Source organism: Ruegeria sp. H9 (assembly GCF_056532915.1).
The window spans coordinates 434,069-455,785 of sequence record NZ_JBQFNX010000001.1 but is presented as its reverse complement, the minus strand read 5'-3'; the positions used below and the strand labels follow the sequence as shown (position 1 = coordinate 455,785).

The following is a 21,717-nucleotide window of genomic DNA, read 5'->3' as shown; positions in this document are numbered from 1 at the left end:
ATCCTGAGGTTACGGCCATGGTCTATGTCATTCCTTCATTCGAATTGATTGGCACGCACTAACGCTGCCAGGGCATCAATCCAGAGTATAGCTCGCGGGCCGCTACGGAATGTGCCATTTGCGCAAGTGTCGTCAGATCATACACGGGAAGGCGCAGTTCTTCCTGAAGGCGCGATGCGTAGGGCGGCAGGTCTGTACACTCCAAAACCAGTGAGCGGATATCAGGGGCCTCAAGCATCAGGCTACGGGCTGCGTTCAGGACCTCAGCCTCGATCAGGTCTGTGTCCATACGGGTGCGGGTATTCCGCAAGATCACTTCTGCAAATTCACTAGTGTCCTCCAGTCCCTTCACCGCCACCGGAACACCGGCGGCACCGACGCCTTCAAAATGCCGGGCGGTCAAAGCAGACGCGTCTGCAGTCAAAACACCCACCGGAGCGTTCGCGCCGGTCATGTGATAAGCCAGCGGCACCTGGATCAGGCTGGAAGCAAACACCGGAACTGAAACCGCTGCAGCCAGTTCTTTTTGAAACAGCGCAAGAAAGCCACAGCTGCCGGTAATGGCGCGCACGCCTTCGGCCTCAAGCCGTTTGGCACCTTCGATGAAGGGTTCAAGCAATTCCGGCGTAGGGTTGTTCAGAAGTGTCGGGACAGTCACCCCGTCGATCATTTCATACAGAACCGGAAATGGCAGGCTGGACGGGTTCTTGATATGGCCCGGTGGCTTTGGGAAATAGCTTTCAAGGCAAAGCACACCGATTGAGGCCCCGCAGATATTCTGGCCGCCTTGATAAATTGGCATTGTCATCAGGTCCTTTTTTGATTTGAAAGTTCAAAACCGGGTTGGTGTATACGGTGCTAGATCGATATTCGGGATGCGATCCGAGACGATATCCGCAACTAGCTCGCCGGTTTTCGGGGCCATCATCAGCCCGTAATGAGAATGCCCGAACGCTGCATAGAGTCCCTCTTGGTCTTTTACTTGCCCGATTGCGGGCAAGCTGTCCGGGAACGACGGGCGTCGACCCATCCAAAACCGCGCCTCACCTGTATCAAGCTCGGGCATCATGGCCTTGGCCTGTTGGGACAGGATTTGCTTCTTCCGTGGATCAGCGGGTGCATCGGCGCTGCCGAATTCGGCTGTACCGGCGACCCTAAGCCCCCCAAGCATCGAACTTGCGACCACCTTTGCATCCACATCCATGACCGAGTTGTTCAGTTCGACCGCAGGGGTTGGGAATTCGACATGATAGCCCCTTTCGGCCACGAGAGGCATAGGCAATCTCAATGGTTTCAACAGGTCGGCAGACCATACGCCTGCCGCAAGAACAACATGGCTGGCGGTTAGCGTATCCTGCGCAGTTGCAATCTGCCAACCACCCTCTTCTGCGGGGGTAAGCTTGGTGACTTCGGTTTGCACAATCTCAGCACCTTGCACTTGCGCCTTTTCGGCCAAAACCGCTCCCACACGTCCCGGAGCGGTTACACGCGCTTGCCCTTTGATCACGATCGCACCTTTGAACGCTTCGGACATAGCGGGCTCCAATCGGCGCAGTTCGTCACCGTCGACGCGTTCCAGATCGCCACCTTTTTCTCGGCGGATAAGATATCCAAGCCCGTCCAGATCAGCCTGTTCTGGTCGGCGAAAGGCGTGGATGTAATAGCTATCGGTGATCAGGTTCTCGTGCCCGGTACCATGTAAATGACGCCGGTACAGATCGACGGAGGGGCGACAAAGAACCTCCATCGCGTCCGAGACTTCGCGAACAGTTTTTTCTCCTGAGTTTCCGAGAAATCGCAACCCCCAAGGAATCATTTTGGGCCAGAAGCTGGGCCTGACTGACAGCGCGCTCTTTGGGTCAAGCAGCATTTTGGGCAGCATTTTCCAGATACCGGGCATTGCTTGCGGAATGATCGACCAAGGCGAAACCACACCAGCATTCCCGAACGAGGTTTCCTGACCCGGCTCACCTCGATCGATCAGCCGAACCTGAATGCCCCGTTCCTGCAGCGACAAAGCGCAACAGATGCCGACGATTCCTGCGCCGATGATGGTCACTTGTTCTGTCATCAGTTCAGGCCGGAGATTGACTGCGGTTGCGCGCGATCAATTGGGTGACGATGACAGGCGAGGCAACGGCCAGCGCGATCAGGTCTGCCGTCAGGCTGGGCGCGACAAAGATAATCCCCGCAAGGGCCATCAGAATCCGCGCCGCAACATTCATCGGTTTCAGCCAGTAGCCCACAACCGCAGCCGACAGGGCGATGACCCCGGCGATACAGCTGGCGGCGGTGTAAGTGAACTCCCAGAAATTGAAGCCGGTTGAGGATACGAACAGCAGAACTGGCGCATATACGAAAGCCATCGGCGCAATCACCTTGCCCAATCCAAGAGTGAATGCCGACAGGCCAGTGCGGAACGGATTCGAGTTGGCAATTGCAGCAGCCGCGTAGGCCGACGTACAGACCGGGGGTGTGATTTCTGACACCACGCCGTAATAGAGCACGAACAGGTGGCTGGCGATGGGAGGAACGCCGAGCTGCGCCAAAGCAGGCTGTGCGACCGATACCAGCATGATGTACAGCGCCGTGGTCGGAATGCCCGCGCCCATCAGGATGCAGACGATGGCGATGAAGACCAGCGAGATGAACAGCTGCAGGTCTTCCATGGCAAACAGCTGGAAGCTGCCAAACGAGATCATGTTGTAGAGGTCAGACGCCAGATTGCCTGCGCCCTGTGTCACCATGAAGCCGATGCGAAAGCCGATGCCAGTTGTGTTGATCACACCGACCACGATGCCGACCGCAGCCGCTGCCGCACCAACGGCCAGCGAGTATTTCACGCCCAGCTCGACCGCCTGCAGCATCTCGGGCACTTCAATCCGTTTCTGTGGATTAAGCGTGGCGATAAACGACAGGCCACAGAGGATTGCGGTCATCGTCAGGTCGAACCCGCCATCTGAGTATTTCCAAAACACAAAAGCCAGGAAAGCCGCGGCATAGATCAGCGTTGGTGGCTGTTTGATCCGCGACATGCCCGCGATGACCGCCAGCGAAATACCGCAGAAAGCGGACATGAACGGCGTGTAGCCCGTAAACAGCACCACCAGCAGACCGATTAGCGGCACGATATTGGCCCAGCCTTCCGCCCAAACGGCTTTGAGTTGCGGCAGCTGCTCTTTCGCCAGACCTTTCAGGTTCAGCTTGCGGGCCATCAGGTGCACCACAGCGAAGACGCCGACATAGTGCAGTATTGCTGGGAAGATCGCCGCGATCACAATGGTGGTGTAGGGGACCTCAAGGAACTCGGCCATGATGAAGGCTGCAGCGCCCATGATCGGCGGAGTGATTTGGCCACCAGCAGAAGACGCAGCCTCAACCCCGCCCGCAAAATGGCCAGGGTATCCGAGGCGCTTCATATTGGGGATAGTCAATGCTCCGGTCGATACGGTGTTGGCCACCGATGAGCCCGAGATCGTGCCAAAGAAAGCCGAGGACACCACTGATACCTTTGCCGGACCGCCAGTATAGCGGCCCGCAAGTATAGTCGCGTTGTCGATGAACAGCTGCCCCAGACCGGTGCGTTGCGCTATGACGCCGAACAAAACAAAGTGAAAGACGATAGTCGAAACTACCCAGAGCGTGACGCCGTAGATACCTTCCTGCGGAAAATACATCGACGATACGAAGGTTTTGAAATTCACGCCGGGATGCTGCAGCAGTCCGGGGAAGTACGGCCCCAGCAGGGCGTATGAGATGAAAACACAGATGATAAGGGGCAGCACCCAGCCCAGCGTGCGCCGCGCAATGTCCAGCACCAAAAGGATGATGACGACGCCCAGAAATACATCATAGTTGTTGGGGTTGCCCATCCGGAACGTTTGTTCCTCGATCCCAAGGAACGGAATGCCGCGCCAGGCTACGCCAACATAGAGCGCGGCAACGATGCCAAGCGCCATGAAAACCAGGTCATATAATGGGATGTTACCGATGCGGAACCGGCTGACCTTAAGGGCATAAAGGCTTTTGGCCCCGACAATCGGGATTGTGGCATAGACCAGAATGAACAGCAGGGCGAGGTAGATGCCCATGTGCCAGTGGTCTGCGGGCAGGCCGAATCCGGCCGTGAAGAATTCGTAAAATGCTAAAATCAGGGCCACAATACGGAGAACTTTTCCTGTGGTGGGCGTCACCTGCCGGACCGCGGCCCCTTCATCGAACTGTTCTTCGATGGCCGCTAGTTCCTCGGCTGTCAGTTCGTGGTCATCAAGTTTCTGGGTCTCGGACATGATGGCCTCCCGATTTCGCATAGTTCCGGTGTGCGGTGCCCCACATAGGGGCACCGACGATACAGTTCAGTCTGTTACGTTTACTGAAGAAGTCCGGCTTCTTTGTAGAACTTCTCGGCACCCGGATGCAGTGGAACACCCAGCGCCTCTACACCATCCAGCGCGGTATCGGGCGTGATCTGCTTACCCTTGGCATGGCCATTGTCCAATAGCTTGCGGGTGTTGTCGTTCCACAGCGCTTTGGTCAGCTGATAGACCAGATCTTCCGACAGATCCGAGGACACAACCAGCATAGCACTGACCGCAGGGGTCTTGGTTTCCGCGTCTATGCCTTCATAGACACCACCCGGAATGGCCGAAGGGATATAGGCCGGAATGATCTCGTTGATCTTAGCCAGATCTTCATCGCTGAACGAATGCAGGTTCATGCCTTTGGTCGACGACAGTTGTACCATCGCGGCAACTGGCCAGCCCGCAGCGTAGAAATAGGCGTCTAACTGACCGTCGGCCAAACGCTCGGCGCTTTGACTGTTGTTCAGTTCGGCTTCATCCATATTGTCGCGATTCACGCCCCAGGCGTCGAGCATCTGCAAAACTGCAACCTGCGTACCCGATCCGGCCTGTGCGATACCGACGCGTTTGCCTTCCAGATCGCCCAGGTCGTTGATCGTCTGACCGGCGGGCAGTACGAGATGCAGATCCTCGGGGAACAGATTTGCAACGATGCGGAGGTTGGGATGAGGTTTACCCTCGAACTTGCCTTCACCCAGATACATCGATCGGGTCACATCAGCCGCGGCCAGACCGGCCTCAAGCTCACCATTCTGCACGGCGGCGTTGTTGAATACAGACGCTGTTGTGGATTGCGCAATCGCGATCAGGCCCGGAACGCCACATTGGCCGCCTTCTTCACATGGACGCGATCCCGGAGGGGCGGAAATTCCGTTGGCGATGGTGCCGCCGATGGGGAAGTAGGTTCCGCCTGCGCCACCGGTCCCGATGCGGAAGAATGTTGGATCCTGCGCCAGCGCAGGGGCGGCAAGCGCGCCTGCCAAGGCCAGTCCGGTCAAACATTTCACGAATTTCATAATCATCTCCGTTGTTGGATCGCTGGATTCGGTTTTCCCGAATTCGATCTTCTCAGCGTAGAGACGATTCGCATAAATGCAAATTTTTTATACTTCACAAAACTAAGGTTTTATTTATACATTAACCATGAACCTTATACAGCTCACAGTGTTTCGCGAAGTGATGGAGACCGGCTCTATCTCGCAAACTGCCAAGAAACTGAATCGCACTCAGCCGGCGATTAGCCTTGCGTTGAAAAACTTGGAAAAAACGCTGGGACTGACCCTGTTTGAACGCAAGGGAAGACGCCTGGTTCCGGTTCCTGAAGCGCACTACCTTCTGGCCGAAACCACAGGCATTCTGGACCGTCTCGCCACCATCTCCAGCACAATGGAAGGGTTGATCAAAGGGCATGCAGGCAGCCTGAACATCGCAACGATGCCCGGCCCGTCCGCCTTTTTGTTCCCGCGTTTCATCAGCCAGTCGGTCGGAGAAAACCCCGATATTCGCATCACTCTTTCCACCCGCAGTTCACCTCAGATTATGGAGCTTGCAGGGACCCAGAACATCGACTTCGGATTTGCTGATTTCGAACATTCAGCGGGCAAAGAACCGCAGTACTCTGCCGAACTAATCAAAGCAGATTGCTTCTGTGCCATTGACCGCACCCACCCACTTGCTTCGCGTAAGAGCCTGACACTGTCTGATCTGAACGATACGCCCATGGGCGGCTTGCATGCGTCACACCCATTCCAGCGCAAAATCCGGCAGGAATTCGAGGAGGTCGGTGCTGAGTACAATCCGACAGTGACCTGCCAGTATTTTCAGCCGCTCATCCCCTTCGTCAGCTCCGGGCAATGTTGCAGCATCGTTGATCCGCTGACCGTCGTGACCGAGCAAGAATTGAACCTGTCCGACGGAAAGGTCGCTTTTTTGCCATTCAAGAAACCGCTCAGATATGAATACGCGATCCTTGAACCCAACCACCGGCCGCCGTCTCAACTGGCTTTAAAGATCAAAGCTGGATGGAAAGCCGAGGTCTTAAAAATGTTGGAAGACGTGAAGGCGAATCCTCACACAGAATGGATTTTCCAGGCCGGGCGTGAGTAAAACCGGCCCCAATGAGTTGATCTCTTGATCGCTCGAAGCGATTTACAGCGTCAAGTTGATTTGAGAAGAAAGACGGCTGGTCGCAATTCACGGATTTAGAGTAACGCAGTTTTCGGTCGACACCGATAACGCACCAACCATCGAGTATTCATACGAATTGTTTCAAAGTAGCGTTTCAACCGTTTCAGATGGCTCAACAATTACCCCTTTTGGACACAATTTTGTCCCAAAATAAAATGTAATTGCACTCAATAGTTATCAATGTGGCATGATCATGATGCTTGTCGTCCAAATACCGGCGCTTAACGAGGAGGAAACCCTTGCCGAAGCGATCGCGGCAATTCCCCGATCGATTCCTGGCGTCAGTAAAGTTGAAGTACTGGTCATCGACGACGGCTCCACCGATCGGACCGTTGAAGTCGCCTGGAACGCCAAAGCTGATCACGTTCTGGAAATGAGCAGCCATGTCGGCCTCGCCCGTGCGTTCAGTGCCGGCATCGAGTATGCACTTTCATTGGGCGCGGATGTGATCGTCAACACCGATGCAGACAATCAGTATTGCGCTGACGACATTCCGGCCCTGATTGATCCGATACTGAAGCGTAAGGCACAAATCGTGGTCGGCGCTCGCCCGATCAGAGAGATCGAGGGCTTCTCGCCGTTGAAGAAAACCCTTCAACGGCTGGGCAGTTGGGTCGTGCGACTGGCTAGCAAGTCAGAAATCCCTGATGCGCCCAGCGGATTTCGCGCCTATTCCCGAGATGCCGCTGCCCGACTCTGTGTTGTCAACACTTATACCTACACTCTGGAAACCATCATTCAGGCCGGACGCAAACATATCCCGATGACCTCGGTGCCTGTTCGGGTCAACAAGGTAACACGCCCGTCTCGTCTGTTCAGAGGTATCGGAGAGTATGTCACCCGCTCCGCAAGAACTATTCTGCGCGTTTTTGTGATCTATGCACCATTGAAGTTCTTCCTGACGCTTTCGGCAGTATTCGCCTTGCCTGGCTTAATCGGGGTTGGGCGATTTCTCTATTATTACGCGACAGACGGGGGGGCTGGGCATGTTCAGTCGCTGGTTCTGTCCGGTGTGCTGCTGGCAATGGCCACGATACTGTTCGCCGTTGGTATCCTGGCCGATCTTATCGCCACCAACCGTAGTCTGCTGGAAGACATCCGGGCCCGAGAGTTGCTGCGCGCGCCGATTAGACCTACTGAAGTAATTTCCCTCGACCCGGTCAGGGCGGTAGAGAATGGATAATCCGGCGCTAGGCGATCAGCGAAACGCCGGATTGGTAGGGGCTATCACTCTTGATCGAGTGGTACGTGCGAGCATTGTCGTTGTCTTCGTGTTTATGCTGGTGCTGGCGTATACTCATAATGTGAATTGGGACGAATTCTATTTCCTGTCACATGTCCATGCCTTCCTCGACGGTCGATTGGACCGTCCAATGCAGACCTTCTTCGTGCATGGTTTCACATGGCTCGATGCGCTGCCGGGTCATGAGATGGAACAGATATTTGCAGCCCGGCTTGTGATGGTTGCATGCGTCGGGCTGACCACAATTTCTGTGCACCGTATCGCCCTGTATTTTACCGAACAGCGATTTGCCGATATCGCTGCTCTGGGTTTCCTGACTTCGGGCTACGTTTTGGCCTATGGCGCCAGTTTCCGTGCCGATCCCATTGCTGCGGCATTACTGACTTCTTCGATTGCAATCTTGCTGACCACGCGCCTGTCTGTCTGGCAAACACTGGCGGCAGCGCTTCTGAGCGCTCTAGCCGTACTGGTTACGATCAAATCGGCACTCTATCTGCCCGCATTTCTGGCCGTGCTGATATGGAGGATCGAAGATCGAATAGCGGTACGGCGCATCATTATCACGGGTATATTGGCGGCTGGCATTTGCGTGTCATTCTACCTCTGGCATGCGTCTGGCCTCCGCGTCGCCGAAGGCAACGAGACGGCAAACAATGCAAAGGACGCGCTGAATACGACGCTGTTGAAAAGCGGCATATTCCCACGATCAACTGAATTCATGAGTTGGGCTATGCTCAGTCTCCCACAGATCATTCTTGTGGGGATCGGACTGTGTGCCGGTCGGAATGCTCGGCGGGTTCTGTTGATTGCGCTCTTTGCTGCACCGCTCCTCTCGGTGGTGATCTATCGCAATGCCTTTGTCTATTTTTACCCCTTCGCTACCCCACTCCTGATGGTAGCCGTCGCGATCGGAGCACAGAGGCTTGGATCATCACGACGCTCGGCACAACTGGTGATAGTGATGCTTGCGGGGCTTTTTGTCCAGGCAGCCCTAGCACTGCAAGATCGTGCAGGAAACCAACGCGCCACTATTGCGGAAATTCATCGCCTGTTCCCAGATCAGGTCGCCTATATTGATGACAGCCACATGATCGCAAGTTTCCCGAATCCTGGTTTCTTCATGTCAGGCTGGGGCGTTGCACGCTATCAGGCGGCGGGCCAGCCCGTATTTGCCAGAATCATCGCAGAACAGCAGCCACCTCTACTTATCGCCAACAAAACTGCTCTGACGCTGACGATGGACCCAAGTTCGGCCAATGGAGCCGAGCCTGTGCTGCTGCCTGAGGACCACAAGATATTACGCGAGTCATATGTGCACTATTCGGGATCGATCTGGCTTGCCGGAGGATCAGTGACGCTGACCGGCGAACCGGTTGAATTGGCACTTCCGTTCCCCGGGCGGTATCGGGTCGAAACCAGCCAGCCAGTACAGATTGATACAAGTGCCGTCGCATCTGGAGACATTCTCAGCATTGGGGCCGAGGCAGTAACAATCAACGGACCGAAACGTGTTGCTGTCAGGCTGATCTGGGATACTGGTGTGGCTCCGGTTGCGCCAGAAAGCTTGGATCGAGAGGTTTATACCGGCTTCCGGATGCTTTCGCCATGAATGCCGATATGCCTCTTTCCCCTCCGGTGGTCAGCACCACTCCGATACCATCTGAGCCCGGCAACAAGCGGGTGATTTTTTGGGGAACATATGATCTCAGCAAGCCGCGTACTCGAATTCTCCGAACTGGATTGCAAGAGCTCGGCGTAGAAGTAATTGAAATCCACGCAGAGATTTGGCCCAAACACGCGGATAAAAGCCAATTGAACATGGCTGTGATGATCCGTGTGTTGTTCAGCGCGCTCTTGGCCTATCCGCTTCTGATCCTGCATTATTTGCGTGCGCCTCGTCATGATGCAGTGATGGTTCCCTATCTTGGCGCGCTCGATACATTGGTGTTGTGGCCCTTTGCCCTGCTACGTCGGCGGCAGATCACCTGGGACATGTTCCTTTCGCTTTACGACACTGTCGTTAACGATCGAAGTATGGTTGGGGCCAAGTCACTGCCGGGCCGGATGCTTTGGGTCACTGAATGGCTGGCTTGCCGGGCAGCGCATCATGTCTTGCTCGATACGAAGGCGCATGCCGAGCATATTGCACGGATCTTCAATTTGCCTGAATCCAGGATTGGAGCAGTGCCGGTGGGAGCTGAGCCGGGATCCTTCCAGCGTCTGCCTCCTCCTGCGCGCCACGACGGTCCCACTAGAGTGTTGTTTTACGGACAGCTCATCCCGCTGCATGGGCTTAAAACGATATTGACGGCAGCTACCTCGGATCGAGGTCGCGATATCAATTGGCACCTGATTGGCACCGGGCAAGAGCGCCTATTGCTCGAGACAGCTCTGGTGGATGCGGGGCATAATCATATCTCCTGGCAGAAATGGGTTCCCTATGAGGAACTGAACGAGGCAATTTCAAATGCCGACATTTGCCTCGGCATTTTTGGCGCCTCTGGCAAGGCTGCGTCAGTGGTGCCGAACAAGGTTTATCAGGCGCTGTTGTCAGGGCGTTCAGTGATCACCCGAAGCTCACCTGCCATGATCGAAACTTTCGGCACCGAAGCTCTCGGAGTGAAGCTTATCCCTCATTCAAATCCCGAAGCGCTGCTGGATGCCATCGCTGAATTGAGGCACGAGGGCTATCCGGTAATGCCTGAAGACAAACTGAAAATGGCCCAGCCGCATGAGATCGCGCGGACTCTTTGCGGATACTTGTTTCATTGTGCACCTCAAGCCGGATAAAACTGTGGTCGACATGACTGATACCGCCATTAATTCCGCAGAGCATAGTGCTTCTGCCATCTATCACAGGCACTTTGGCCCGGCCCTGCCGCAATCCAATTGGGTGCCCGCGCCGCGGTATCTTCTAAGGCGTGATCGGGTTATGCGGCATCTCAAAAATCTGATGCCTTGCAGAGTGCTTGACATCGGGTGCGGACCGGCTGCGCTATTGTCAGAACTGGCAGAACAGGGTTTTGAAGCTTATGGCGTAGATCGTTCGCAGCAAGCCCTTGAACTGGCAGATAAACTCAACACTCAAGCCAGCCCTATGACACTCTTGGCCGAGCTTGACCCGGATTGGAAAAACTCCTTCGACCTGATCATGTCATTTGAAGTGATTGAGCACTTGGAGCAAGATATTGAGGCCATGAGAGAATGGCAAACTTATCTGAAACCAGGTGGAACAATGATCTTGTCGACGCCTGCGCACCCATCCCGCTGGAATGCGGCCGACGTTTGGGCCGGGCATGTTCGGCGCTACAGTAGAGAACTTATAATACACTCGGTTCAGGACGCCGGCTTCACCGTCGAAACTATTGAGTGCTACGGTTTTCCTTTGGCCAATATTATGGAGTATTGGCGTGCTCGGGCCTATGGGCAGATATTGGAAACCAACGCCAAATCTGGTAAAACAGCGAACGACCTTACCAACGAGAGCGGTAGCGATCGTTCCATTGAGCGGCGCTTCTGGCCTGTGTTTTCTTCCATACCCGCAGTCACGGTCATGCGGCTTTTTTTCCAGCTACAACGCCCGTTCCTTAACACCGAATTTGGAAATGGTTTTCTTGTAGTGGCGCGCAAAACGTAAACACATGGCTACCGCCCTGCGCTATATCGGCACCGCTGCTGCCCTGATCTTCATCGGAATCATTCTGGTTCGACACGCAGGAGACATTGCAGTGCTCGACCTCGGGTCAGGCCGCGCCCGTTATGCACTGCTAGGTGGGTTTACCCTTTATGTGCTGTCGCAGCTCGTAGGTGCTGTGGCTTGGGGGGTGACGCTAAACATCTATGACGTTGCCCTACCGCGCACACGCGCTGAAAGTCAGTTAATGGTATCGCAGATCGGGAAATACATCCCCGGCAATGTTGCCCACCTTTTGGGACGTTTCGCCCTCGCACGGAATGATGGAGTGCCATCCGCAATTATTGCGTCATCTCTTTTGCTCGAGATCGGTTTTCTGCTCGCCAGCGGTGCTCTGGTCGTCGGAATTGTGCTCCTGACCATGCCCGATCTTGTCGCCGCAGTAATTGCAGACCTTCCAGGATCCTGGCTCGATGGACAGATGACAATCATCTTCTTCGGAATTCTGGCCTGCATCATGATTGGCCAGATTGTAATCTGGCGCAAAGCGGGAAAACCGAAGCTCACAATTTCAAAATGCCTGATCCTGTTGTTTCTGCATAGCTTCAACTTTTTGATGCTGGGTTTGTCACTTTGGTGTGTCGCACGGGCGATCTACCCTCAGGGTGGTGCCGGTATATTGCAATGCATCGCAATCTTTTCGACAGCCTGGGTCATCGGTTTTCTGATGCCGGGCGCACCCGGTGGTATCGGTATTCGAGACGGAATTATTGCTCTCGGACTTGGCCTTTTCACTGATCAGGGAGTCGGTCTAAGCGCTGCGATCGCGCATCGCGCGCTCTCGGTTCTGGGGGATGTAGCTGTGTTTGGGCTTGGCGTAACCCTGCGCCGATATCTAAGCAGTGGTGAGCACGAAGCTGTATAGGCTTAATAATTTGGATCGGGTCAGCCAGACAACTTGAAACGGAGTCTATCGTATCTGAAGGTCGCCATGCGCTGCTTCAGGCGCTAGGGTGCCGTCTTCTATTCGTTTCCAAACATAGTGCGACTTCTGGTGCGTACTACATTCCTTGAGCGCACCCAGCATCGCCCAAAGCCAGGGTTGAGGTCGTTCAAGTTTGACCCAAACCTATCGTGAGTTTTCAGCAGGCAACCGATCAATGTGCTTTTTTTCAACATCGTTCGAGAGGGTCGCGTTCAATCGCCACTCACCTAACGGGATGACCGGCTTGTTTGCGGCCTGTGCGTCAGGTTCAAAAGTAACGGCAATGATTTCACGCTTGTCGCTTTCATCAAGATCAAGTTGGATCATGAGCCGTGTAACGTTTGAATTCGGATTCTGCATCGCACATTCAGAATTGAATGCCGTTTCGCAAGGATTGGCTGAAAGTTGAGAGAAGGTGGCGTTTGGCGGCGACAGTATGCGCGCGGTTAGTTCTTTCCCATCCTGACGCAATGTGGCCTTGGAGCCATCAACTGTTACCTGCGCTTCGGTATGCATTGCCCACGCCACCCGCCCCCGTTGATCAGGGCTAATTTCATCCTGAACCAACACTGTCGTTCCATCGACAAGAGCTATGCCTCGTCTGACCGTTCCCTTTGGCTTTCCATAGGCGTCTGAAAGATCGGCGATTGCAAAATCGAAACCCGGAAACTGCGCCAACTCCTCAACATAGGCCCGCCCCGTTTCGATTTGATTTGCCATGTCAAAGGTCAGCGTATTCTGCCCGATCGTGGCGGTTCGATAATAGTCAAAACGTTTGTCAGTAAAGTAGCCGGGCAATTGGTAATTTCCGAACCCAAGATCCACCCCCCAACGTACACCGTCAGCTTCAAGCACAAAGGTGCCCGCATCAAGGTCATTGTGATGGCTGCTAAGCGGCCCAGCCTTGAGGCCGATATAGCTGGCCTTAGGGTCATTCCAACCAGACCGCATGGTTACGATCCCAAGCCCTCCAGACCAATAGGATGTTGATCGGGCAGTGATTGGTTCACTATTGCGTCGCTGCTGCCAGATCAGCTCGAATGCTGGATGGGAAGACCGCATTTTGCTATTCATTTTAATGTCGTAGCCCGGGCGATTGAACCGCGACGCCAACCAGGTCAACACAACAAGGTCAGTGCTTGTATCGCTGTCTCCAAAGTTAAACAGCATGCCAGTTGGTCCAGACGCATGGATCAGAAACTCCCCGAATTCCTCCAAACCTACCATTCGCGAAAGATCAAAATCGTGCCCGAGGACGGAAACAAGCGCATCAAACGATACTGCCGCGTCCCGGGCGGACAAAGCCCCGTACATCGGTCCTTCTGGCCATGCACCATCCGGAGCAAACATTGCCAACCCATTTCTAAGTGAAACCTGAGCCTGCTCAATAATATGATCAGCCAGTTCCGGTTCTGTTTCTGACACAACCAGAGCAGCGACGATCATTCCTGCATTGCAAACGATGTTCCAGTTGAAGGAAGCAACGGGCCAGGCGATATCTGCGGTAGCCGTCCCATCAGGAAGCGACGCGGGAACAGACACTGGGTTCACCCAGCGTTGGGGGGCGATCCAACCCTTATCATAATAGAGCGTATCCAGATCGTAGATTTTTGCGGCTTCTTTCAGCCCCTTCTCAACAAGTGCCGATCGAATAGTCTGATGATCCTCTTCGTCCAGATTGTCACTAATCCAACTGTATCCGAGCGACACCGCCAATGTGACACGGCTTAATCCCAGAAAGTGTGCGGGCTGCCATGTTTCCAGTTCCGAAAATTGCAAGAGTTCGGTTCTGGCGCGATCGGCATAGCGACTGTCACCGGTCAATCGCCAAGCCAAAGCCAGTGTGGTGAGGCGTTCGACCGGACGTTGTCCAAATCCACGAAAAGCTTCGTGAAGCTGACCATCTCCATTCCGAACTGCCTCAACAATAGTAGGCGACTGCAAATGCGCTTCTGCACTGTCAATCAATGCCTGATAGTCAGCCGCGAATACCTGATCGGCTGCGCGCTGTGTTTCTATCCGCTGCACGATCTCATCCGTTAAAACGACTTGCGGCACTGAGTTTTGGGACAAAGCGCTTGTAGCGCAAAAACAAGCGAAGGACAAAACGAACAAAAAGAAGGCTTTAATCGGATTCACACTTCTAACGGTTGCGATCATGGGTTTCTTCCGCACTGGAAACGCCTGCAACCCGACTCTGCAGCGGTGGCCAAATTCTGTCAAAGACATCCGATTAGTTTAGCTTAGCAAATTGATATGCTAAACGCCCCGCCCGGCAGCCTATTGGAGTAATGTTTAAGTAGAGCCGAAAGGACAAACGATAAAAAAGCCAGCCACGAGAACCTAGCGCAAGCGATCCGAGCATTAATATTATGGTCGCATGGCTTGATCACGGAACCGAACCGGAAACGAGGCCAGTGCCCATCGATTTTTATGTGTTTGTTTTCGTTCCCGGCCTAGCGCAGACCGGGAACCACTAGTTGGAGTGCTTCAGGCGATGGACATTCCGAGCGCTTCAAGTTGGTCTGTCAGGACGCTTTCTGCTTCGGCGACCCTGTTCCAGTCATCAGCCGTCAGGTTGCCAAGATCCAGATCCTCGGCCTGAACATCCTGAAGTGTAACGGTATGGCCGCCATTTCCGACAACTTCAAAGATAAGATCGCCATCAATTTCGGTGACCGACACATCGCTTTCGCTCAAAGCGTTGAAATCGATGATATCTTCATCGGCATTAAAACCGATAATCTGGGTCTTTACCCCCCAGTTCCAGGAAAGCTCTGCCACATCCGCTTCAGCGCCGAAGGTCACAACTCCTGGTGTTTGGCTGTTTCCGGGTTCGTTGGTTCCACTACCGATATCTGGTTGGGTCGATCCCCCTATCAGATCTCCGACCCGTGTCTGATAACCGTCTGTCGTCGCCCCGACAGGAGCCTGTGGGGTCAGCAGTATGGTGCGATCAACCAACGTCACATCGTTCTGGTCAAAGCCAAATGGTACCTCGAGATTGTCTTCCATCACCTGATCAAAATGGAATTCGACCAGACCCGGGATCAGGTCAGCCTTGGTCACGCCGGTCAGCGTGATGCTTTGTCCGGTCGGCAAGGATGAGATCACCAGACCATCGCTACTGTCCTCGACGCTAAGCCGCTCGCGGGTTCCGAAATACAGGAAGCTGATCTTCATCGTTGAAGGATCAAAGCCGTCAATAACTTCGTGCACGCCATATTCGTGGCTGCGAACATAGACTGTGTCAGCATCGCGAGGTCCTACGCCCTGCTCCCAACTAAGAACGCCGCCCATATCCTGACGGAGGTGTTCGTTGCCGACCACACCAAAGCTGTCGATGGTCACGTCCTGGAAGGTGAAACCTTGCACGATTTGCGCCGCGTCCGACCATGGGCTGTCGATAACAATCTCGCCGGCCTTGGATTTGGTGACGATCATGCCGTGAACCGACGTACCGCCAAAGTCCAACTCGTCCACACCGGGGCGGAATCCGGTTATGTCGTCAGCGTTGCTATCGGCCCGGTATTTCACCCCGCCCGTGTCTGTATTGCCGGTGATCGCGGGCGGGTTTGACCCGTCTGCATCATAACTGAGGTCATAGCCCTCTCCGTCTCCCGGCGAGACGATAACTTGCCCCAAAGCTGTGGACACTTCGTTCAACACCGTCTGATCCGTGATAGAGAAATTGCTGAGCGAAAGATCGGACAGGCCAAAGCCAGTGAATACGATCTGCTTGGTTACATTGCCCGAGGTCAGCTCAATTCTAACGGTCTGCCCCAGAGCGTCCCCACTCTCTTCGAAAATCGAGAAGTTATCAGTCCCAATGTCCGGTCCGATTTCAATGACATCTCCCATCGCGGGCAGGAAGCCTTCGACCGTCTGTGCCTCGCTGGCAAGGCCCAACATGACGTGCATATGTTGGTGGCTATGGCCACCGCCACCACCATCTCCGCCACCATCGCCACCGCTGGTCGGCATTGAACCATCAGTGCCTATCAGCCCAAGCACTTCAGCTGCGGCGGTATTGTCCAGAATAGCGAAGTTTGCCGGGCTCAGCTCAGCAAGTGTCACACCGCTGAGGGTCGTGGCCTGGTTATTGGACGGGATCGAGAACACAACCGCGCCATCAACCTCGGCAACCTCCAACGCGTCGGCACCGACCCATGCGATGAAGATCGTATCTGTCGTAGGGTCGAAATCCGGGATCGTTGCATTCGTGCCCCAAGCCCAGTTAATCACCACATCCGCAGTATCTTCTGTGGTGTCAGCAGTCCCGTTGCCGGTCGGTTCCGTGGGTTCCGGATGTATAACCGGTGGGACAACGGGCGGCGACGTATTCCCGTTATCGGTGCCGCCATTTGTATCCGTGGGCAAGACACCGTCGGTGTATACCTTGATAGCGTCTTCGATACTCGGCGCGTCATAACCGCCGAATTGCGAGACATACCGCAGGATCGAAGTACCGTATTCATCGGTGGATACACTTCCACCCTGAAGCAGAGCCAACGTACCCCATGCCCCCCGCAGGTGCGCGGCGGCCATTATGCCAGTAAGACTGAGCGTGACAGAGACGGCCTGGCCATTTTCCAGATAAGTGCGTGTCGTGCCGAGATAGTCGGACAGGCTCTCTCCCTGATAGCCCAGCCCGGTTTCGATGACTTGAAGATTGTAGCCAAACGCTTCTTGAATCGCGCGCTCCTGCGCTTCGGCGGTTGTGAACTCTGCCAGCGAATTCACCCCGTTCTTACCGGTCCATGTGCCATCCCAGGTGTTCGAAGCCGCGCCATTCCCATAATAGACATCATCGGTGTAATACCCGAGGTCAATTAACAGCGCCTCGCCGAACTGATATCCAACAAAACCAAGCGAGTTCATCGAGCGATAGGACATCGCGTCCCATTCATCACTGCTTAGATCAGACCAGCTGGAATAGCTTGGATAGAAGTCAGCAACGGCCCCACCGGCCCATTGGTTCAGCTGCCAATCCTGAATGATTCCTGCGTCGTATCGATCTCGATCCCAACCAGATTCAAATGCACGCAAAGCGTCGCGAAATTCTTCATATGTTCCATTACTCATCTTGAAACAGACTCCCATCTTGTCGTTGTTTCAGCCCAAGTGTTTCGGCTTTATTAGCCCGATGAATTCAGGCCCAACTTGCGTAACAAGTCAGAAGTTCAGGACACGTTAAGAGTTCATTAACGAATTAATCTGAGCGGATGCGGGCCTAGGCCAACCTTTTGATGCGCTAAAAAACGCTGTACGTCAGTGGGTTATAGCGGGGTTTGAGCAAAAGATAGGTGCAGTTGCGCGAGTCTTCGCCAAATTTGGAATGTCGCAATAATTAACTTTGCATCATTGCCAGATCGAACTGTTAAGAAAGCCTCAGCCGATCCAGACCGGCTGAGGCGTTTTTTTTGTTATCAGGCGATGATCAGAGACCCCAATCCTGTGATTGCTGAGCCGTCAGCTCGCTGATGTGCTGCATGACATCGAAATGCTCATCAACACCCTGTACGCTGATCACCTTTTGGCCATTTGCCGTGACCCAGTGAGTGCTGGAACGCCATTCGATCTGAAGTTGATCCAGAGACGAGATCCCGAACCCTTCCAGATCGATAACAATCGAGTCGTCAGCCTCAAAATCCCGGATCACCTGACCACCATACTGGCTGCCCGGGCCGGTGATGACAAAAGTATCGCTGCCTTCGCCACCGAACATATTGGCAAACCCGGCTTCTGAAGACTGGTCTGCATCAAGGATGATGACGTCGTCGCCGTCTCCACCATTTGCATTGGTGATCATCGCGCCTTTGCGGATCAAGATGGTGTCATTGCCGTCGCCGCCGTTCAGAGTAGCGAACTGATTGAGCGCACCGCCAACAATGTAGTCATCACCAGCACCACCATTCAGGGTCAATCCACCACTGCCGGTGTCACCGATCATGTAGTCCCAACTATCGGTGCCATCTACGGTAACGAGCTCTTCGCCGACCTCGGCATCAATCCGGTTGCCATACTTCTCGAACCACTCCAGCGTGTTTGCACCAAAGGGCGGTTCGTAGACAACCTGATAGCCTTCTTCATCGTTGCCAACCAAGCTGCGCAGGTCGATGTATGACGGGTCAAATCCGTTCCCGTCATCGTCATAGCGCACGATGATCTCGTCTGTCAGCTTGTTGAACAGCACGATCTGGCCGTTTTCAATGCGGTGATCCAGATCGAACCAGCCGGTCATCCCGTAGGCGTCGAGGTCAATCTCGATACGGTCGCCTTCATTGGCATCGAAATCGGTGATCGTGTTCCCGCCGCCGTTCAGAATGAAGGTGTCAGCTCCTCCGTTACCGGTCAGCACGTCTTTACCATCACCCGAGGTGAAGACGTTATCGCCGTCGTCGCCGATGATCACATCATCATGGTCGCTGCCATAGATGTTCTCGACGCTCCAGAGCAGATCATAGCCTTCCTTGTCGCGAATCTCGTCATTGAGATCGAACGGATTGGCGCTGTTGCCATGCCAGGCCCAGTAATACTCACCGCTGGCATCTTCCGCCTTGTTGTTCATGTCGACATAGATGCCGCTCAGGCTGTCACCATACCAGGCCGTGTCATTGCCTTCTCCACCATACAGCTTATTAAAGCCGCCACCGCCAGCCATGATATCGTCACCGCCAAAGCCGTAGAGAACATCATTGCCGTCATTACGGATTTCGGCCTCGTTTCCGCCGTGGGTATCGCGCTCGGACGTATAGGCTTGCAGAACGTCGTTGTGGTTTGTTCCCAACTGACGATCCTCGTCGTGAAAGCCGACCATCGAAACACCGCCGAACGCCCCGAATGTGACGAACTTGCTGGTTCCAAGACCTGCAAGGTCTTCACTACTCAGGCCAAGGTCGATCTTTTGGCCCAAGCCATAATGCGCACCATCCGGCCCCGTGATCAGAGCAGTTTCTTTCAACCGTTGAATGAAGGCATCTGTGTTCTGCTGCGAGATACTTGTTGCGCCCGGAAAGATGTTCGACGCCTCATCCCAATAGAAGGTTGTAATCACCTTGAACTTGTTGTCGGCCGGATCAAGCGCAACCAGATCGAATGCCGCGCCATCAACGATCGATGCCTGCAGGTCCAGCGTTACTGGCCCCTCCACGTTGACTGGTACAATGATCTTGTCTTCAAGCGGGTTGAAGTCGAGGATCTCGACCAGAGACACCTTCGGCGGGTTGACGGTTTCGACAACCTGCTCCTCTGTCTTGAACATGTTCTTGATCCCGTCGATCAGGCCTCTGGCAAGGTTGATGAACAGCTTCGCGCCTGGCAGCATCTTGGCGAGTGCCAGATTACCTGCCTCTTCCAGCCACTCTTCGCCCAGACCATTCGATTGGTTATGGTTGGGATCATGAGTTGTTGGTTCAGGCACAGAGCCAATAACGAAGGTGTCGGCCCCTTTTCCACCGTAAAGCGTGTCGGCAGAGGTTTCGTCGATATGCCCGGTAAACAGGACATCATCACCGTCACCGCCAACAAGAAGGTCGTTACCAGTACCACCGTACAGTTTGTCGCCTTCATTCCCGGCAATCAGGATGTCATCGCCTTCGCCGCCAACAAGGATGTTCTTGCCTCCGCCGCCAATGATCTTGTCGTTGCCGGATTCGCCGAACAGCTGATCATCACCTTCACCTCCATCGATGTAGTCGTGGCCACCGCCACCATAGATGACATCATTACCGCCATCACCGAACAACTGGTCGTTCCCAAGGTAGGCGATGATGATGTCATCTCCGTCACCGCCCGAGATATTGTCCCGATGATGATAGTTGGAATAGTAATTCTTGATCGAGGTGCCGCCATCATAGTTATCCCAGTTTTCGGGGTTCCAACCGTGGATGACGTTATCCCCGTCATTCCCTTCGATACGGGTGTAAAGATATGTCCCCTTGCTTTGCCCACTTGAGAGACGGTGCATCAGGTTTTCAAAGCTCACCTCACCGTCTGCCATTTTGTATTCACCACGGGCTTTGACATCGCGGCCGACATAGGTGCCGCTGGTGTCATGCAGATGGGTCCCATATTTATCCCACCAACCGCTGTGGCCATCGCCAGGTGATTTACCACCGGTCCAGACGGGAATATCAGGTTTGTTGCTGGCCACAGTCTCGTCGTCCGAGGCTGAATCTTCCCAGACGTAGTCCTGCAATTCGCTGCTTTCTTCCGACAGCAGACTAACCGGCGGGATCACGATAGGATCGTCATCCGTTTCACCAAGACCAACCGATATGTTGAGCGTGCTCGCCGAGTTGGGCTGGAATTTTGATTTGCTAACATGTTTCATGTCTTTCCTCCTGTTTCCTGGATGGTCGACACCCGAGGTTCGGGCCCATACGCATCACAGATCATAGGAAAGATGTGGTTTTTCAGGCTGTTGATCTCAACAGGCGAAAGTCAGTTAAGTTGTTATAAAGTATGACAAAAATGGAATTCACGGCCTGAGAAAACCAGCGATCCGGCTGGCGCCTGTTTCAGGCCCCAGCCGGTGAGTTTGGTTTTCCCTTTGTTTGCCCGGGCGTCCGTTTCAACAGGAACTAAGACGCCCGGATTTTGGTTGTGCAGCGATAGATGATCGCTGAGTTTTCGCCCCACTTAGGCGACCATATCGACAAAGAAGCTGTCGGTCGGAACGGGGGTTCCGCAGATGTCTTCGCCGCCTGCAGTCGGTACGATTTCGCACAGCGGCGGAGGCGCCATTTCCGTCAGGTCATACTCATCCTCCGGTACTTCGGTGCCGCATTTGGGCAGCGGCAGGATCGGGGGTACAGCGATGACGTCATCACCCTGATCCAGAACGATCGGATCAAAGGGCAGCGGGTTCACTGCAATCAGATCTTCACCGTCCTGAGGCACTTCGGTGCCGCAACGGGGATCAGGCATGATCGGCGAAACTGCGGTCACATCGTCACCTTCACCAGCAGGAACCGCTCCATAAGGCAGCGGGGCTACTGCGATCAGGTCTTCACCATCCTGCGGAACCTCGGTACCACACCGGGGGTCAGGCATGATCGGGGAAACTGCGGTGACGTCGTCACCTTCACCGGCAGGAACCGCACCAAAAGGCAGCGGGTTCACGGCAACCAGATCTTCGATGGGATCGGCAACCAGCGGATCAATCGGCAACGGATTTACAGCCACCAGGTCTTCACCATCATTTGGCACCTCGGTTCCGCACTTTAGAAAAGGCTGAATCGGGGGCACGGCGATGACATCGTCGTTGGCTTTCTCGAAGCTCGTAGTGGTTACATGTTTCATT

14 protein-coding genes are annotated in these 21,717 nt (G+C 54.4%); 6 read left to right on the top strand and 8 right to left on the bottom strand.

Features of this window, described 5'->3' with window-relative positions; genetic code table 11:
• Nucleotides 1-58: 58 nt before the first annotated feature.
• From ACR0CZ_RS02020 to ACR0CZ_RS02005, 4 genes are all read right to left on the bottom strand, one after another.
• Nucleotides 59-808 (bottom strand): aspartate/glutamate racemase family protein, encoded by a 750-nt coding sequence (locus ACR0CZ_RS02020; protein ID WP_480438944.1) that lies wholly within the window; start codon nt 806-808, stop codon nt 59-61.
• Nucleotides 809-832: 24 nt separating this feature from the next.
• Complete coding sequence (locus ACR0CZ_RS02015; RefSeq protein ID WP_170394041.1) at nt 833-2,071, bottom strand: FAD-dependent oxidoreductase; 1,239 nt, start codon at nt 2,069-2,071, stop codon at nt 833-835.
• A 4-nt stretch (nt 2,072-2,075) separates the two neighbouring features.
• Nucleotides 2,076-4,289: a TRAP transporter permease gene (locus ACR0CZ_RS02010; protein WP_480537110.1), complete on the bottom strand. Its 2,214-nt coding sequence runs from the start codon at nt 4,287-4,289 to the stop codon at nt 2,076-2,078.
• An 80-nt stretch (nt 4,290-4,369) separates the two neighbouring features.
• On the bottom strand, nt 4,370-5,377 hold the full coding sequence (locus tag ACR0CZ_RS02005) for a TAXI family TRAP transporter solute-binding subunit (protein ID WP_170394045.1): 1,008 nt from the start codon (nt 5,375-5,377) through the stop codon (nt 4,370-4,372).
• A 148-nt stretch (nt 5,378-5,525) separates the two neighbouring features.
• Between ACR0CZ_RS02005 and ACR0CZ_RS02000 the strand changes: the two genes are divergently transcribed.
• The 6 genes from ACR0CZ_RS02000 (at nt 5,526) to ACR0CZ_RS01975 (ending at nt 12,350) form a co-directional block, all read left to right on the top strand.
• Nucleotides 5,526-6,467: a LysR family transcriptional regulator gene (locus ACR0CZ_RS02000; RefSeq protein ID WP_480502950.1), complete on the top strand. Its 942-nt coding sequence runs from the start codon at nt 5,526-5,528 to the stop codon at nt 6,465-6,467.
• A 277-nt stretch (nt 6,468-6,744) separates the two neighbouring features.
• Nucleotides 6,745-7,731: a glycosyltransferase family 2 protein gene (locus ACR0CZ_RS01995; RefSeq protein WP_480444193.1), complete on the top strand. Its 987-nt coding sequence runs from the start codon at nt 6,745-6,747 to the stop codon at nt 7,729-7,731.
• Complete coding sequence (locus ACR0CZ_RS01990) at nt 7,724-9,400, top strand: glycosyltransferase family protein (RefSeq protein WP_170394049.1); 1,677 nt, start codon at nt 7,724-7,726, stop codon at nt 9,398-9,400. Before ACR0CZ_RS01995 ends, ACR0CZ_RS01990 begins: the two co-directional genes overlap by 8 nt.
• An 8-nt stretch (nt 9,401-9,408) precedes the next feature.
• The gene (locus tag ACR0CZ_RS01985; RefSeq protein ID WP_480562735.1) at nt 9,409-10,581 is read left to right on the top strand and encodes a glycosyltransferase; all 1,173 of its coding nucleotides are present in this window, start codon (nt 9,409-9,411) and stop codon (nt 10,579-10,581) included.
• 13 nt (nt 10,582-10,594) lie between these two features.
• Entirely contained in the window at nt 10,595-11,428 is an 834-nt protein-coding gene (locus ACR0CZ_RS01980; protein ID WP_170394053.1) for a class I SAM-dependent methyltransferase, read from the top strand.
• Nucleotides 11,429-11,432: 4 nt separating this feature from the next.
• Nucleotides 11,433-12,350 (top strand): lysylphosphatidylglycerol synthase domain-containing protein, encoded by a 918-nt coding sequence (locus ACR0CZ_RS01975; protein WP_170394055.1) that lies wholly within the window; start codon nt 11,433-11,435, stop codon nt 12,348-12,350.
• A gap of 204 nt (nt 12,351-12,554) precedes the next feature.
• Here ACR0CZ_RS01975 and ACR0CZ_RS01970 read toward each other — a convergent pair whose 3' ends face one another.
• From ACR0CZ_RS01970 to ACR0CZ_RS01955, 4 genes are all read right to left on the bottom strand, one after another.
• A complete protein-coding gene (locus ACR0CZ_RS01970; RefSeq protein WP_480537111.1) occupies nt 12,555-14,468 on the bottom strand; it encodes a heparinase II/III domain-containing protein in 1,914 nt (637 codons plus the stop codon).
• Between the two features lie 432 nt (nt 14,469-14,900).
• Nucleotides 14,901-17,495, bottom strand: coding sequence for a hypothetical protein (locus ACR0CZ_RS01965; RefSeq protein ID WP_170394059.1), 2,595 nt, complete (start codon nt 17,493-17,495; stop codon nt 14,901-14,903).
• Nucleotides 17,496-17,850: 355 nt separating this feature from the next.
• Nucleotides 17,851-20,745 (bottom strand): hypothetical protein, encoded by a 2,895-nt coding sequence (locus tag ACR0CZ_RS01960; RefSeq protein WP_170394061.1) that lies wholly within the window; start codon nt 20,743-20,745, stop codon nt 17,851-17,853.
• Between the two features lie 308 nt (nt 20,746-21,053).
• On the bottom strand, nt 21,054-21,716 hold the full coding sequence (locus ACR0CZ_RS01955) for a hypothetical protein (RefSeq protein ID WP_170394063.1): 663 nt from the start codon (nt 21,714-21,716) through the stop codon (nt 21,054-21,056).
• Between the last annotated feature and the right edge of the window lies 1 nt (nt 21,717).